The 14,892-nt window shown below is 71.3% G+C and carries 10 protein-coding genes; 4 read left to right on the forward strand and 6 right to left on the reverse strand.

Annotated elements, in window-relative coordinates; genetic code table 11:
• Window positions 1–211 precede the first annotated feature (211 nt).
• From ACFY2Z_RS05435 to ACFY2Z_RS05445, 3 genes are all read right to left on the reverse strand, one after another.
• Window positions 212–1,072, reverse strand: a complete 861-nt coding sequence (locus ACFY2Z_RS05435) for a GNAT family N-acetyltransferase (protein WP_390742847.1) — start codon at window positions 1,070–1,072, stop codon at window positions 212–214.
• A gap of 39 nt (window positions 1,073–1,111) precedes the next feature.
• The gene (locus tag ACFY2Z_RS05440) at window positions 1,112–3,037 is read right to left on the reverse strand and encodes an IucA/IucC family protein (RefSeq protein WP_390742848.1); all 1,926 of its coding nucleotides are present in this window, start codon (window positions 3,035–3,037) and stop codon (window positions 1,112–1,114) included.
• 584 nt (window positions 3,038–3,621) lie between these two features.
• Complete coding sequence (locus tag ACFY2Z_RS05445) at window positions 3,622–5,076, reverse strand: diaminobutyrate--2-oxoglutarate transaminase family protein (protein WP_390742849.1); 1,455 nt, start codon at window positions 5,074–5,076, stop codon at window positions 3,622–3,624.
• A 392-nt stretch (window positions 5,077–5,468) separates the two neighbouring features.
• Between ACFY2Z_RS05445 and ACFY2Z_RS05450 the strand changes: the two genes are divergently transcribed.
• A complete protein-coding gene (locus ACFY2Z_RS05450; protein WP_390742850.1) occupies window positions 5,469–6,131 on the forward strand; it encodes a hypothetical protein in 663 nt (220 codons plus the stop codon).
• A 128-nt stretch (window positions 6,132–6,259) separates the two neighbouring features.
• On the opposite strand, the gene ACFY2Z_RS05455 is transcribed toward ACFY2Z_RS05450, so the two are convergent.
• The gene (locus ACFY2Z_RS05455) at window positions 6,260–8,602 is read right to left on the reverse strand and encodes an FdhF/YdeP family oxidoreductase (RefSeq protein ID WP_390742851.1); all 2,343 of its coding nucleotides are present in this window, start codon (window positions 8,600–8,602) and stop codon (window positions 6,260–6,262) included.
• A gap of 151 nt (window positions 8,603–8,753) precedes the next feature.
• Between ACFY2Z_RS05455 and ACFY2Z_RS05460 the strand changes: the two genes are divergently transcribed.
• Window positions 8,754–9,215 carry a GreA/GreB family elongation factor gene (locus ACFY2Z_RS05460; RefSeq protein ID WP_390742852.1) on the forward strand — a complete coding sequence of 154 codons (462 nt, stop codon included), beginning with the start codon at window positions 8,754–8,756 and terminating at the stop codon, window positions 9,213–9,215.
• Between the two features lie 99 nt (window positions 9,216–9,314).
• On the forward strand, window positions 9,315–11,141 hold the full coding sequence (locus ACFY2Z_RS05465) for an FUSC family protein (protein ID WP_390742853.1): 1,827 nt from the start codon (window positions 9,315–9,317) through the stop codon (window positions 11,139–11,141).
• 27 nt (window positions 11,142–11,168) lie between these two features.
• On the opposite strand, the gene ACFY2Z_RS05470 is transcribed toward ACFY2Z_RS05465, so the two are convergent.
• The gene (locus tag ACFY2Z_RS05470) at window positions 11,169–11,753 is read right to left on the reverse strand and encodes a DsbA family protein (protein ID WP_390742854.1); all 585 of its coding nucleotides are present in this window, start codon (window positions 11,751–11,753) and stop codon (window positions 11,169–11,171) included.
• Between the two features lie 259 nt (window positions 11,754–12,012).
• On the opposite strand from ACFY2Z_RS05470, the gene ACFY2Z_RS05475 reads away from it, so the two are divergent.
• Window positions 12,013–13,239 carry a trypsin-like serine peptidase gene (locus ACFY2Z_RS05475; RefSeq protein ID WP_390742855.1) on the forward strand — a complete coding sequence of 409 codons (1,227 nt, stop codon included), beginning with the start codon at window positions 12,013–12,015 and terminating at the stop codon, window positions 13,237–13,239.
• A 62-nt stretch (window positions 13,240–13,301) separates the two neighbouring features.
• Here ACFY2Z_RS05475 and hflX read toward each other — a convergent pair whose 3' ends face one another.
• Window positions 13,302–14,792 (reverse strand): GTPase HflX, encoded by a 1,491-nt coding sequence (gene hflX, locus ACFY2Z_RS05480; RefSeq protein WP_390742856.1) that lies wholly within the window; start codon window positions 14,790–14,792, stop codon window positions 13,302–13,304.
• Between the last annotated feature and the right edge of the window lie 100 nt (window positions 14,793–14,892).

Below are 14,892 nucleotides of genomic sequence, written 5' to 3' on the forward strand. Positions count from 1 at the left end.
CACCCTACGGCCCCGCACTGACAAGACGGGGATCAAGGCCGCGGCGCACGGGGCGTGCATGGGTGGTGCGGGGGTTCGCGATGGTTGGGTGCGTCGCGTGGGACAGGTGCTCGGGATGGTTCGAGCGGGACGAGCGGGTGGATTCGGCACAAGAACTCCTCGGCTCGGAACTCTCACAGAGCGAGGCGCGTTACGCAAAGTGACAGAACGACTACAGCAGATCGCGCAGGACTCGGTCCCGGACCATGAGGGCGGCCCGCTTGCCGGGCAGGTCGACCTCGGCGGACAACCGGAATCCGGCGCTCAGGAAGGCGGCGATGGAGGGGGTGTTGCGAAGGTCGGGTTCGGCGACGACACGAGCACAGGCGGGACGCCGGTCGAGGAGGAGATCGGCGACGGCACGCAGCAGGGTGGAGCCGAGGCCGCGCCCTCGGGCGGCCACCTCCCCGATCAGGAGATGGATGCCGGTGTCGTGAGGGCGGGCGGGATAGTGCCGGGCCAGGGGGTCGAGGTCGGCGCGGTAGATCTCCCAGTAGCTCATCGGCGTGCCGTCCAGTACGCCCAGGCAGGGCACGCTGCGTCCGTCACCGCCGAGTTGGGCGCGCAGGTGTCGCTCGGTCACCGCTTCGTCTCCGGCCAGTTGCCAGAAGACCGCGACGGTGGGGTCGTTCATCCAGCGGGTGAGAAGGGGGAGATCACGGTCGAGACGGACGGGGAGAAGGTGGAAGGAACCGACAGAGGTGGTCGTCGGGCCCCAGTCGGCGAGGGGGCCGAGGAGGTCGTTGTCCTGCGAAGCGGCGAGGGGGGCGTGAGGTGCGGCGGGCGCCTCTCCCGAGTCTCCGGCCGGCGTGCGCGCGGCTGGGCCGCCATGGCTCGTCTTCTCCTTCGCACACAACGCCATGAACCCGGGTGGCAGCCGGAGGTCGAGGGTGTCCTCGCTGTTGAAACCAGCCCCCGGGCCCGGCTTGGGGGCTGGGACGGCTTCGGTGCGGGACGCATGGCTCGTGGCGGGGTGGGACCTCCTTGGCGCGGAGGCGGTACCGGCGTCGGTGCTGGCGTCGGTGGCAGACACGACGACGCTCCTCTCAGAAGACGGGGTGGGGCATGTTCCTCAGGAATGAAGGGGGTTGGTGAGGGTGACGTAGACGGACTGGGTGTCGACCGGGCCGACGAGTTCGTCGAGGCCGTGCAGCCGGGTCAGCAGGTTCGCCTTGCACCGCAGGACGGGTGAGTCGAGCAGGCGGGCGGGCAGGGTCGAGCGCAGCCGGCCGGGGCCGGTGGCCGCGCCGACGAGGAAGCGGCGGAAGGCGGCGAGCAACAGCCTCTCGTCGACGAGGCGTTGGGAGCCGAACGCACCGATCAGACCCAGCACGTTGTTGATGCCGAGGTAGTAGGCGAAGCGTTCGTCGGTGACCTCGTCGGAGACGAACGTGTCGCTGTGCTCGCCGATGCCGGGCAGCCGGGCTTCGAGTTCTGCGCGACGGGACTCGCGGAAGTAGTAGCCCTGGTTGTCCCGGTAGCGACCGCCCACGGGCCAGCCCTCGGAGTCCAGCAGGAGCACGGTGTTCTGCTGATGCGCTTCGAGAGCGACACCTGCTTCGCCGTCCAGCCAGAGGACCGGGCGCACCACGAGTACGAGGTAGCGCAGAAACCACTCGGTGGCGACGGCACCGAGCGGGCGTCCGGTACGCGCGGCGAGGCGCGCGGTGATCGCCGCGAGCCGGGAGGACGGAGCAGGGTGCTGCTCTGTGGCGGTCCGGGCATGACATCCGGGTGCGACGAGTCCGGCGATGCAGGCCGCACGGTCCGCCGGGGCGAACGGGTTGTGGCGGATCATCACGTCCAGGCCGGTCACGGGGGTGCCGTCCGTGGCGTCGACGGCGAGCCAGGCGGGGTCGCGGACGATGTCGAAGCCGGGGTGGGCCGACTGCCACTGCTTGCCGAGGCCGCTGCGCAGCAGGCGGTGCACCTCGACGCCCCGGTGGAGCTCCTTGCGGAGGTTCTCACGGCGGGAGTTGGTGATGCGCAGACCCAGCGACAGCTTGAGCATCGCGGGGACGCCCGAGCGGTAGACGGTACGGACGGAGGAGGTGGGGTGCCAGGGCTCGCCGTGCGGGCCGAGGTCCCGGAGCAGCCCGGCGTCCAGCAAGGCCCTGACGGCGGGGCGATGCCGGACATCGCGGGCCTGCCAGGGGTGCAGCGGCAGGGCGGCGAAACCGTCGGGCAGGGGGAGACCCGGGCCGGCGAGGCGTTCGGTCAGCCTGGCGGCGGCCACGGACCGGCCGCCTTCGGTCCAGGCCGAGTCGGTGGCGAGAAGGGATGGTGCGACCGCGAACCAGTGCAGCGGGAAGGTGCCGCGCAGTTCGGGCGAGTAGAGCCGGGCCTCGGCGTCGGACAGGCCCTCGCGGCTCTTGGCCGTGGGGTGCGTCGGGTGTCCGAGCAGCAGCGCCTGCTCGGCGGAGAGAAAGAAGTCGGCCGCGTCCGCCGGTCGCACCCGGCGCTCCGCGATGAACGTCGCGGTGCGGTGCGCGGAGTCGGCCACCCGGCGCACCAGGTCGGCGGCGTGAGTGGGTGCCGGGGGCTGCGCAGGCTGTGTGGCGGTGTCTCGTACGGAGTGCTGTGCACGCTGTGGGGTCGTCTCGCGTGCCAGCAGTGCCGCTACGGTCACGGCGTCGGCGGGCGGTGCCCACCGCGGTGCGTCCGCCAGGCGGGGCGGCCCGAAGCGATGCCAGCCGGTCGCGGACCAGTAGCGGACCGGAACGAGGAGGGCGGTGGCGCTGGCGGGCAGCGGGATCCGGAGGGTGGCATCGGTGGGAGCGGCCAGGTCCCTCTCGCGTACCCAGCAGCGCAGCAGGTTCTCGACGGTCGCGGCCTGGGCCGCCGCGTGCGGGTAGGGGTGCTCCAAGGGGTCGGAGAGCTTCAGGGGGTCGGGATGCTCGGGTGGGTCGACGGCGGCGACACGCCACTCCCTGGCCACGGAGGCGCGGCCGCTGTGGGGCGCCGGGGCCGGGACGGCGGGCTGGGAGGCTGCTGCCACCACTTCCGGAGCCACCGGATCCCGCAGGACGCCACCACCGTCAGACGCCGAAACCGCTCCGGCGACCACAGAAGCCGGAACGACGGACTGGGAGACACCTGCCACCGCCTCCAAAGCCACCGGACTCCGCGGGACGCCACCACCGTCAGACGCCGAAACCGCTCCGGCGACCACAGAAGCCGGAACGACGGACTCGGAGGCACCTGCCACCGCCTCCAAAGCCACCGGATCCCGCGGGACGCGACCGCTGTCAGGCGCCGAAGCAGGTCCGGCGACCACAGGGGCCGGGGCGGCGGGCTGGGAGGTTGCTGCGACCGCTTCCGGAGTCGTCGGCTTCTGTCGGGGGAAGGCGTCCGGGCCCCGGCCGGTCTTGGGCGTGGGCTCGGTGCGGCTGGTCAGCGGCTCGGGAGGTGGCGGGGGGCCGTCGGAGGTGGGTGTGACGTTCAAGGGCGTTCCTGGAGGTCGTTCGGGCCTGTGAGGCGACGAGCCGTGGGCAAGTGCCGGGGGAGGGCGGGGGCCGGGGGCAGGAGTGGGGCGTGGAGTCGTAGGCACTCTCGTGCCGGTCCCTGGGTGTGGCGGGAGGGTCAGGGCCCGGCGGTGTGGGCGGGCTCCCGAGCGACCGCGGCCACCGCGTCGGCGAACCGGTCCAGGACCGCGCTCGTCTGCTCGTCGCTGATCGTCAGGGGTGGGAGCAGCCGGACCACGCTCGCGTGCCGCCCGCCCAGTTCGACGATCAGCCCGCGCCGCAGGCACTCCCGCCGGACGGCGGCAGCCAGGGCGGGGGCGGCGTCCGGGGTGTCGGGCGGCGTCTGTCCGGGTGCGAGGTCCGGGTCGGGGTCGACCAGCTCGATGCCGATCATCAGCCCCCGGCCGCGTACGTCTCCGATACAGGGGAACTCCGCGGCCAAGGCGCGGAGTTGGGCGAGCATGCGGGTGCCGAGCGAGGCGGCGCGTTCGGCGAGGCGGTTCTCCCGGACGTAGGCGAGGGTCGCGGCGCCGGCGGCCATCGCAAGCTGGTTGCCGCGGAAGGTGCCGGCGTGTGCGCCGGGTTGCCACACGTCGAGGTCGTCGCGGTAGACGACGACGGCGAGCGGCAGGCTGCCCCCGATCGCCTTGGAGAGGACCATCACGTCCGGGACCACCCCGCTGTGCTCGACCGCCCAGAACCGCCCGGTGCGCCCCACACCCGTCTGCACCTCGTCCGCGATCAGCGGGATCGACCGGGTCTCGGTGATCTGCCGCATACGACGCATCCAGGTGTCCGGCGCGGGATTCACCCCGCCCTCGCCCTGGACGGGTTCGAGGATCATCCCGGCGGGCAGCGGTACGCCCGACTTGGCGTCGTCGAGGACGGACTCGGTCCAGCGGGCGGCGAGTTCGGCGCCGCGCTCACCGCCGACTCCGAAGGGGCAACGGTAGTCCTGCGGATACGGCAGGCGCGTCACCCGGACGTCGGTCGCTCCGCCGGAGGCCTCCAGCGCTCCCGCGGTCATGCCGTGGTAGGCCCCGGTGAAGGCGAGGATCCCGTTCCGGCCGGTGGCGATGCGCACCAGTTTGAGCGCGGCCTCCACGGCGTCCGTCCCGGCCGGACCGCAGAACTGCACACGCGCGCGGTCGGCGAAGGCCGGCGGGAGCGTGTGGAACAGCTCGGTGGTGAAGGCATCCTTCAGGGGCGTGGCCAGGTCCAGCACATGCAACGGCGCCCCGGAGTCGAGGACCTTGCGGATGGCCTCCAGGACGACGGGGTGGTTGTGCCCGAGGGCGAGTGTGCCCGCGCCCGAGAGGCAGTCGAGGTAGCGGCGCCCGTCGGCGCCCTCGATGGTGAGCCCGCGCGCCCGCACGGGCACGATCGGCAGGGCGCGCGCATAGGTGCGCGCCGCGGATTCGCGCGCCGACTGCCGGCGCAGAATCCCCTCGTGCGCCGAGCGCGCTTCCCTGGTGGCTGTAGCCCCGTCACGCGCTGGGGGTTGCTCCTCCGTTCCCGCGCGCCCCTCCGATCCGCCCTCCACCGGCACCACCGCAGTCTCCGACACGGTCACGACGTCAGTTCCTCCACTGTTCAGAGGGGACGGGGCGAGGGTTCCGGCGTGAATGGCAGGTCACCCCGTACGTATCAACGACGTGAACGGCCTGTGGAAGCGGGTGGCCGCAAGATCCTTACGGGGCGCTCGCCGACGTGGGCGCTCGGCACCGACGACCGCCCGGCGAGAGCGAGGCCCACGAGGGGGTGTCAGACAATTCCCGCCGGGCGCGCGAATTGTCAGACACCCCCTCGCCCGCATGGGCCACCGAACGCGCGTGTCCCCGCGTCGGGCGGCATGGTGTTGATTGCGGGCTTCGGTCGACTGCCCCGTGCTCCCCGCGCCCCACAAGGTGCGGCCGTGCACGAGCACCCGACGGGAACGGCAAGGCCCTACGGCAGGGAGGACGCATGCGGGAGAAACTGCTGAGCAGGATCGAGGACGAGCTGTTGCGCCTGCGTCACGACGTGTCGCGCACCGCGAAGGACCGTTCGACACCGGTCGGCTTCGGCCTCGACGGCGCGCTGGTCAGCGGTTTCGTCACCGGCACCCTCACCCCGCAGCAGGAGGCGGAACTGGCTCGGCAGGTGGCGGGCCTGTTGCCCTACCACTGGGCCCAGTCCAACACGTACGCGGAAGCGATGTCGCAGGTCTCCGAGCATCTCGGTGGTCAGCGCGAGCTGGTGGTCTGGCTGGACCGCTTTCCCGGCCTGCCCCGGCTGGTGGCTCGGTTGTATGTGTTCATGGGGCTCCTCGACCGGCTCAGCGAGAACTCGGCCGTGGTCGACGCGTTGCGTGAGTTCCGGGAGCGGACGCCCTACCCGGCGGGCCTCAAGGGCTACCTGGTACCGGAGACCGACGACGAGACCATCGCCGGCATCGCCTTCCGGATCGAGGAACTCCTCAGCGACGGGGAGCGGGACAAGGCCGTCGAGCTCGCGCTCGCCATGGCGGAGTGTCTGCGGCAGGTCGCGCCGCGCGCCAAGGAGCTCGACCCCGATCTGGTCGACCTGGGCGAGTTGATGGAGCACAGCCGCAAGGACCTTCAGGAAGCAGCAGCCGAACAGGTGTGAGGTGTTCGGCAGGCGCCGGTTTCCCACCACGACCGGCGGCTGAACTCGCCGGGTGGGCAGGGAAGTCCACCCGAGGCGCCCTGCCTGGCGACCCGGCGCTGCCGGGTCCCGCCGCCCTCGCCGCCCCCTCAGATGGCGGGGGCGATGGTGACCTTGACGTGCTTCATGAGCGGCTGGTCGCTCTGGGCGCTGTAGTCGCAGATCGCGAGCAGCACGTTCATCTCCGGCATGTAGCCCGCCGCGCAGCCCCGCGGGATGTCGTAGGGAATGGCGAGGAAGCCGTTGAGGTGACGGTGGCTGCCGTCCTTGGCGGTGCTGGTGATGTCGACCGGATCGAACTCCGCGATGCCGCGCTCCCGCATGTCGTCCTTGTTCATGAAGACGAGCGTGCGCAGGTTCTTGATGCCGCGGTAGCGGTCGTTGTCGGAGTAGATGGTGGTGTTCCACTGGTCGTGGGAACGCATGGTGCCCAGCGCCAGGGTGCCGGGGGCGGGTACCACGTCGGGCAGCGGCGCACTGGAGAACTCGGCGCGTCCCGACGGGGTCAGGAAGACCAGTTCGCGCGCGGGCTGCTTGATCCGGAAGCCGAGCGGCAGCCGCACCCGGCGGTTGAAGTCCTCGAACCCGTCCAGAACCTGGGCCATGGTGTCGCGGATACGGTCGTAGTCCTCGATGTACCACTCCCAGGGAGTACGGCTGTCCGGCAGGGCGGCGCGGGCCATCCCGGCGATGATGGCCGGCTCTGACAGCAGGTGCCGCGAGGCGGGCCGCTTCATGCCGAGGGACAGATGGACCATGCTCATCGAGTCCTCGACCGAGGTGCTCTGGATGCCGTGGCGCTGGTGGTCCTTCTCGGTGCGGCCCAGGCACGGCAGGATGAGCGCACGCCGGCCGTGGACGAGATGGCTGCGGTTGAGCTTGGTGCTCACCTGGACGGTGAGGTCGCACCTGCGCAACGCCTCGTAGGTGTAAGGGGTGTCGGGCGCGGCGAGGGCGAAGTTGCCGCCCATGCCGACGAAGACCTTCACGTCGCCGCGGTGCATCGCCTCGATGGTGCCGACCGTGTCCAGGCCGTGCACATGCGGCGGGTCGATCTTGCAGATCCCCGCGAGGCGCTCCAGGAAGTCCTCGGTGGGCCGGTGGTCGATGCCGCAGGTCCGGTTGCCCTGGACGTTGCTGTGCCCGCGCACGGGAGACGGTCCGGCCCCCTCGCGGCCCAGGTTGCCGCGCAGCAGCAGGAGGTTGATGATCTCCCGGACGGTGTCGACGCCGTGTTCGTGCTGGCTGACGCCCAGGCACCAGCTGACGATGGTCCGGTCGGCGTCCCGGTACACCCGCGCCGCCTTGAGGATCTCGTCGCGGTCGACGCCGGACTGGCGCTCGATCTCGTCCCAGGAGGTGTCCTCGCACAGGGCCCGGTACTCGTCGAAGCCCGAGGTGTGGCGGTCGACGAACTCCTGGTCCAGCGCTTTGGGGTCGGTCTTGGCCTGCTCCAGGACCGCCTTGGCGACGCCGCGCATGAGGGCCATGTCGCCGCCGATCCGCGGTTGCAGGTTCAGGGTGCTGGTCCGCGTCGTCTTGAAGAGGGCCATGTCCGTGAAGTCGTGCGGCACGATGGTGCGCGTGGCGGCCGCCTCCACCAATGGGTTGATGTGCACGATCTGGGCGCCACGGTGGTACGCCTCGGCCAGGGCCGTGAGCATCCTGGGCGCGTTGGAGGCGGCGTTGACGCCCATGATGAACAGGGCGTCGGTGGTCTCCCAGTCCTTGAGATCGACGGTCCCCTTGCCGGTGCCCAGCGATGCGTCCAGCGCGCGACCGCTGGCCTCGTGGCACATGTTGGAGCAGTCCGGCAGGTTGTTCGTGCCGAGTTCGCGGGCCATCAACTGGTAGAGGAAGGTGGCCTCGTTGCCGAGGCGGCCGGAGGTGTAGAACGACGCCTGATGGGGGCTGTCCAGCTCGCGCAGGGTGCGGCCCACCAGCTCGAACGCGTCGTGCCACCTGATCGGGACATAGTGGTCCGACTCCGGGTCGTAGACCATCGGTTCGGTCAGCCGGCCCTGGTCCTCCAGGGCGTAGTCGCTCCAGCCGTACAGCTCCGTGACCGAATGGGCGGCGAAGAAGTCGCGGCCGACCCGCTTGGGCGTCATCTCCCAGGTGACGTGCTTGATGCCGTTCTCGCAGATGTCCAGGTGCAGGCCCTTGGTGTCGTCGGGCCAGGCGCAGCCGGGGCAGTCGAAGCCGTCGTTCTCGTGGTTCATGCGCATGATCGCCCGCGGTCCGTCCACGAGGGCACGTTCGCGCATCAGCACCCGGGTCACGCTCTTGGCCGCCCCCCAGCCCGCGGCGGGATGGTGGTACGGGTGGAAGAACGGTTCACCTTGGGGTTCGGGGCCCACTCGGGGCTCGAGTCCGTCCTGGTGGTCATCCGAGGCGTTCAAGGATCTCACCCCCTTCACCCGTCCGGGCATGGGCCGGTACCGGCACTTCTTCTCAGGCTAGGCCGGGGGATCGGACGGTGCCACGCGACCGGAGTCGGCACGACACGGGTCCATAAATAGGACTGATATGATGCAAAATGCCCTGTTTGGGCCCCTCCCTCTGCACCCCCGAGGAGCAGGCATGCCCAACGAACCAGCACCGATCAGTGACGCCGCCCGTCACGCCCTGGAACAAGAGCTCGCCGACCTGCGCGCCGAACGCACGATGGTCGCCGCGACGCTACGGGACTCCGACGCGGCGGTGGGCGATCGCGCAGACGAGGCCGACGAGTTGCAACGAGCCGGTGATCTGCAGCGTCTGGACGCCCGGATCTCGATGATCAGCACACGGCTCCGAGAGGCGGAGACGGCGGGCCCGCCGCCCACCGACCTGGTCGGTGTGGGCAGCACGGTCACCGTGCGATTCCCCGACGGCTCGGTGGAGACCCTCCAGATCGGCGAGACGGCCGAGGAGCTGGACCCGACGCTGGTCACGGCCGACAGCCCGCTCGGGCGCGCGCTCCTCGGCCACCACGCGGGCGACACGGTGAGCTACGACGCGCCAGGAGGACAGGCGACAGCAGTGGTGGTGTCCCTGGGCTAGGACCTGTCGTCAGACTCCCGCCTGCCCCGCGACGACAGGCCCTGGTGCCGCGACCGGCCGCGGGCACGATGCGGCCCGCACAGGGGGTGTACACCCGACATGCGGATTGTGCGCCGCTTCGCCCTTTCCGCGCCTCGGCAAGGCCTGCGGCGTTGGCTCACCGACGCACCCCGCGCGCTCTCGCCGCGCGGCGCGCTGACGCTGCACGAGGTCGACGGAGCGTTTCTGTTCGCCCTGCGGGCCGCCCTGGCCATGGGGCTCCTCGCGGTGCCGATCACCCGGGCAGGGCGGCCCGACCTCGCCGTCTACGCCATGCTGGGCTCCTTCACCACCACCTTCGGCCGCAATCTGCCCTACGCGCGGCGGGCCCGCGTCCTGGCCGTGGTGGCCGTGGCCATGACCGTGCTGGTGGGCTGCGGCTCGGCCCTCGCCGCCTGGGCGCGGCCGTCGGCCGGCGGTGCCGGCACCGCGGCGGTGGTCACGGCGACGGCCCTGGTCGCGGGAGCGGCGAAGTTCGTCTGTGACGCGAAGCGGCTGAGCGGGCTGGGTGCGGTGCTGCTGCTGTTCTCGTTCGCGGTGGCGGCCAACGACTCGACCCGGAGTGCCGATGTGCTCCCGTACACCGCGTTCGCGGCGGCAGGAGCGGCCCTGGCCTGGCTGCTGGGCGTATCGGGCCGGCTGGTGCATCCGGACCGGCCGCAGCGGCTGGCGGTGGCCACCGCCCTGCGCAGGCTCTCCGAGCTCTTGGAGGCGTCCGCCGCCGGGGAGGCGCCCCGGCAGCAGCGGCACCGGGCGACCGTCGCCGTCCTCCACGCGTACCGGTCCCTCGGCGTCGCGCCGCCCGCGGCCGCGGGGAGAGGGGAACCCACCCGCGACGCGGCCTTCGTCCGGCTGACCGATCTTTCCTGGACCCTGTTGATCGGCTCGGCGGACCGCTCCCCCGCCGATCCGGCCGCCACGGCAGTCCTCCTGCGCCGGCAGGCTCGCCTGCTCACCGACCGACGGCTCCGGGATCCCCTCATGCTCGGTGAGCTGCGTCCCGGAGCATCAGAGGAATCAAGGGCATCAGGAGACCCGGACGCACTCGGAGCCTCAGGACAGGGGCGGGACGCTGCGGGGGTCCCGCGTCCGGCCGCGCCGGTCGCGACCCAGAGCGGTGGGGCCGCGCGCCGCGCCACCGAGCTGCTGATGGGACGGCGCCGAGGCGCCGGCCGCCTCGCCGTACTGGCCGTTCCCGCCGTACGGATGGCGCTGGGCACCGGCGCGGCGGGCGGGATCGCGGCCCTTCTGGGCCTGGAGCGCGGCTACTGGGCGGCGATCTCGGCGGCCGCCGTTCTGCACTCGGTCAACCTCCGCACCACGACTCAGCGTGCCGTCCAGCGGACCCTGGGCACGGTCGTCGGGCTGCTGCTCGCTTTCGGCGCTCTCGCCGCGCACCTGCAACCCGTGGCACTCGCGGTGCTGATCGTGGTCCTGGAGTTCCTGCTGGAGTACGTCGTGGCCCGCAACTACGCCCTCGGCGTCGTCTTCCTCACGCCGTTGGCGCTTCTGCTCAGCGATCTGGCGGCGCCCGCCCCGGCCGGACAGCTGGTCCTCGACCGGGTCCTGGGCAGCATCGTGGGCATCGCCGTGGCGCTGCTGTGTGCGCTGCTGCTGGTCCACGACCAGGCCGCGATCCGGGTGGAACGGGCGCTGGCCGCGTGCCAGGAGGCCGCCGAGCGGGCCGAACGGGCACTGGACCACGTCACCGGGGCGCCGCCCGCGTTCGTCCAGGTGCATCTGGCGATGGCGGTCGTGGAACTGTGCGAGGCCGACGACGCCGCGGCCGGTGAGCTGTGGCCGGCCGGGATCGACCCGGCGCTGCTCGTGGCCACCGAACAGCGCGCCTACCGTCTACTCGCCCGGCTGCAGCGCCATCGGCCCTGAGAGCTCCGGACGCCATGGGCGCCGGGCTCACGTCGACAGCTGGGCCAGGAATTCCTGTGGGGTGACGGCGGAACCGTCCTCGGTCTTCACGACGGGGATCACCTGGTCGTCGTACCAGACGACCGGCGTTCCCACCACGCCGAAGGAGGGGAAGCTGCCGACCGCCTCTCCGGCCCAGGTCAGATAGGTGTCGTCCGCGACCTTGTGGTCGAAGTCGGGGCACCGCAGTCCGTCGACCTCGCTCGCCACCGACAGCAGTACGGAAGGGTCGGAGAAGCGGTCGTCTCCGGGCGGGAACGGCTGTGCCGCCAACAACGCGGCCAAGTATTCGATGAATTGCCGTTGTCCCGTGTCGCTCGCCGCGCCGAGGGCGCTCAGACCACGCCGGGACCCACTGCCGCCGACCGTGTCGTCCATGGTCGCCGCGAAGTGGAACTTCACGACGAACCTGTTGTCGTCGGCGGCCTGGCGGATGGTGCCGAGGAGGCTCTCCGCCATGCGGTGACTGCCCCGGTCGCGCAGTTCGAGGAAGACCTGAAGGGCGTGACCGTTGTCCAGGTTCCCGTAGTACACCGTGGCGCCGTCGGCACCCGTCGTGTTCGCCGGAGTCATACCACGAGGCTGCCATAACCGGACAAATGGCACGACTGGACCGCAGGGGTGCTTCGCTCCGTACGCGCTCGGATCCACAGCCGCGGTTCATGGTCCACGGCCATGGGCCGGGCGGTCGGACACGCTGGGGCGGCGGCCGCGGGAACCGGCCGAGGCCGCTTGTAGCCGAACCGTTGCCGTTCCATGGAATGCCGCCCACAGCCTGCCCATAGTGTGGGAGGCCGTTCAACACTGGCTCATGTCAGGGGGAGTTCAGACCATGCGACGCATACGCCCGCTCTTCACCGGGTGCAGGGAAGGGAGCGTACGCGCCAGAACGTCCCGGGGGCTGACGGCAGTCGGTCTCGCCGCGGCGCTGGCGCTGACCGCGACCGCGTGCGACTCCGGTGCCGGTGCCCGGACGAGCGGCGAGGCGAGCGCGTCCGCCTCCTCCGCCGACGACGGCAAGATCAAGATCCCGGACGACATCAAGCGGAAGCTCAAGGAACACGGGATCGACGTCGACAGGTGGAAGAACGGCGCCTGGAAGAACTGGAAGAAGGACGACTGGCTGCGCGAGGCCGACGACTTCATCAACCCCGTCATCAAGGGCCTGTGGAACCCGGACCGGATGCGCAAGGCCAATGACCCCGACAAGGTCGTGGGCGCCGACGACCTCTCGGGCGACCAGGGCGTCACCGACCCGACGCCCGCGCCGGTTCCCGCGCAGGCCGTGCCGGCCGCGTACCACGAGCACGCGCCCACGGCGGGCAAGGTGTTCTTCGACTCCCCCAAGGGCACGATGGTCTGCTCGGCGACCGTGGTGAAGGACCCGGCGCACCCCGGCAAGTCCAATCTCGTGTGGACGGCCGGCCACTGTGTGCACGCCGGCAGGCAGGGCGGCTGGTACCGCAACATCGCGTTCGTGCCGGCGTACAACAACTCCGGGCTGACGGCGGCACAGTTGGCGAGTGCCACGCGGCAGCAGGTCGCCCCGTACGGCGTCTGGTGGGGTGACTGGGCGCAGACCTCGCAGCAGTGGATCGAGCAGGGCGGCGAGACCGGCGGCCAGGGCGCGTCGTACGACTTCGCCGTCATCCATGTGACGCCGGAGGCGGGCAGCGGCGGGAAGTCGCTGGAGGAGACCGTCGGTTCGGCGCTGCCGGTGAACTTCAGCGCGCCGGCCGTGCCGAAGGTCGACAGCATCACGGCGAGCGGCTACCCGGCGGCGGCGCCGTACGACGGCCAGGCGCTGTACCAGTGCCAGGACAAGCCGGGCCGGCTCTCGCTGCTGCGGACGGACCCGACGATGTACCGCATCGGCTGCACCATGACGGGCGGCGCGTCCGGCGGCGGCTGGGTGGAGCGGGACGCGAGCGGCAAGCCCGCGCTGGTCTCCAACACCTCGATCGGCCCGGTGTCCTCGGGCTGGCTGGCCGGACCGCGGCTGGGTCAGACGGCCAAGGGCGTCTACGACTCGGTCAGCGAGAAGTTCGCCGGTCGGTGACGGGACACCGGTAGACGCGCGAAGGCCCGCTCCCCTCGGGGAGCGGGCCTTGCCTCTTGTGGTCAGAGCGCGGGAGCCGGGACGTACGGTGCCAGGTCCGCCGCCAGTTCCTCGTGCACCCGCACCTTGAGCAGCGTGCCCTCCGGGGTGTGCTCCTCGGAGATCACCTCGCCCTCGGAGTGGGCCCGCGCGACCAGTCGGCCCTCGGTGTAGGGCACGACGGCCTCGACCTCGACCGCCGGCCTGGGCAGCTCGTTGTCGATGAGCGCGCGCAGTTCCTCGATGCCCCGGCCGGTGCGCGCCGAGATCGCGATGGCACGCTTCTCGACCCGCAGCAGCCGCTGGAGCACCAGCGGGTCGGCCGCGTCCGCCTTGTTGATCACGACGATCTCGGGCACGTCCGTGGCGCCGACCTCGCGGATCACCTCGCGCACGGTGGTCAGCTGCTCCTCCGGGTCCGGATGGGAGCCGTCCACCACGTGCAGGATGAGATCGGAGTCGCCCACCTCCTCCATGGTGGAGCGGAACGCCTCGACCAGGTCGTGCGGCAGGTGCCGGACGAAGCCGACCGTGTCGGCCAGGGTGTACAACCGCCCGCTCGGGGTCTCCGCCCGGCGCACGGTCGGGTCGAGGGTCGCGAACAGTGCGTTCTCGACCAGGACGCCCGCGCCCGTGAGACGGTTGAGCAGGGAGGACTTTCCGGCGTTGGTGTAACCCGCGATGGCGACCGAGGGCACCTTGTGGCGCCTGCGCTCCGCGCGCTTGATCTCGCGGCCGGTCTTCATCTCCGCGATCTCCCGGCGCATCTTCGCCATCTTCTCGCGGATCCGCCGCCGGTCCGTCTCGATCTTGGTCTCACCGGGACCACGGGTCGCCAGGCCGCCGCTGCCGCCGCCCATCTGCCGGGACAGCGACTGACCCCAGCCGCGCAGCCTCGGCAGCATGTACTGCATCTGGGCGAGGGCGACCTGCGCCTTGCCCTCTCGGGACTTGGCGTGCTGGGCGAAGATGTCCAGGATCAGGGCCGTGCGGTCGATGACCTTGACCTTGACGACGTCCTCGAGGTGGATCAGCTGGCCGGGGCTCAGCTCACCGTCGCAGATGACGGTGTCCGCGCCCGTCTCCAGGACGACGTCCCGCAGCTCCTCGGCCTTGCCGGAGCCGATGTAAGTGGCGGCGTCGGGCTTGTCCCGGCGCTGGATGACACCGTCCAGCACGAGCGCGCCGGCGGTCTCCGCGAGGGCCGCCAGCTCGGCCAGCGAGTTCTCCGCGTCCTGCGCGGTCCCCGAGGTCCACACCCCGACGAGCACGACGCGCTCCAGACGCAGCTGTCGGTACTCGACCTCGGTGACGTCCTCGAGCTCGGTGGACAGGCCCACGACCCGGCGCAGGGCCGCTCGCTCGGAGCGGTCGAACTGGTCGCCGTCCCGCTCTCCGTCGATCTCGTGGCTCCAGGCGACGTCCTCTTCCATCAGGGCATCGGCCCGAAGACCCTCCGGGTAGGTGTGCGCGAAGCGCTTGGTGTCCTGGGAAGGGGAAGAAGAGGAGGTCATTGGGTCCTTACGTCGTTGGGGATTCCGTTTGCGGCGTCGGTGGGGGCCGTCTCGGCCACACCACTCGCACAGGTCACAACGCTCGGGCTGCCCGGGAGAT

Source organism: Streptomyces sp. NPDC001222 (assembly GCF_042896945.1).
GTDB lineage: Bacteria > Actinomycetota > Actinomycetes > Streptomycetales > Streptomycetaceae > Streptomyces > Streptomyces gibsoniae.

Bases quoted from the DNA above. Each gene is read 5' to 3' on its own strand.
- ACFY2Z_RS05455 (WP_390742851.1), bottom strand. From the start codon at position 8,602: ATGCCCGGACGGGTGAAGGGGGTGAGATCCTTGAACGCCTCGGATGAC.
- ACFY2Z_RS05475 (WP_390742855.1), top strand. From the start codon at position 12,013: ATGCGACGCATACGCCCGCTCTTCACCGGGTGCAGGGAAGGGAGCGTA.
- ACFY2Z_RS05465 (WP_390742853.1), top strand. From the start codon at position 9,315: ATGCGGATTGTGCGCCGCTTCGCCCTTTCCGCGCCTCGGCAAGGCCTG.
- ACFY2Z_RS05470 (WP_390742854.1), bottom strand. From the start codon at position 11,753: ATGACTCCGGCGAACACGACGGGTGCCGACGGCGCCACGGTGTACTAC.
- ACFY2Z_RS05450 (WP_390742850.1), top strand. From the start codon at position 5,469: ATGCGGGAGAAACTGCTGAGCAGGATCGAGGACGAGCTGTTGCGCCTG.
- hflX (WP_390742856.1), bottom strand. From the start codon at position 14,792: ATGACCTCCTCTTCTTCCCCTTCCCAGGACACCAAGCGCTTCGCGCAC.
- ACFY2Z_RS05460 (WP_390742852.1), top strand. From the start codon at position 8,754: ATGCCCAACGAACCAGCACCGATCAGTGACGCCGCCCGTCACGCCCTG.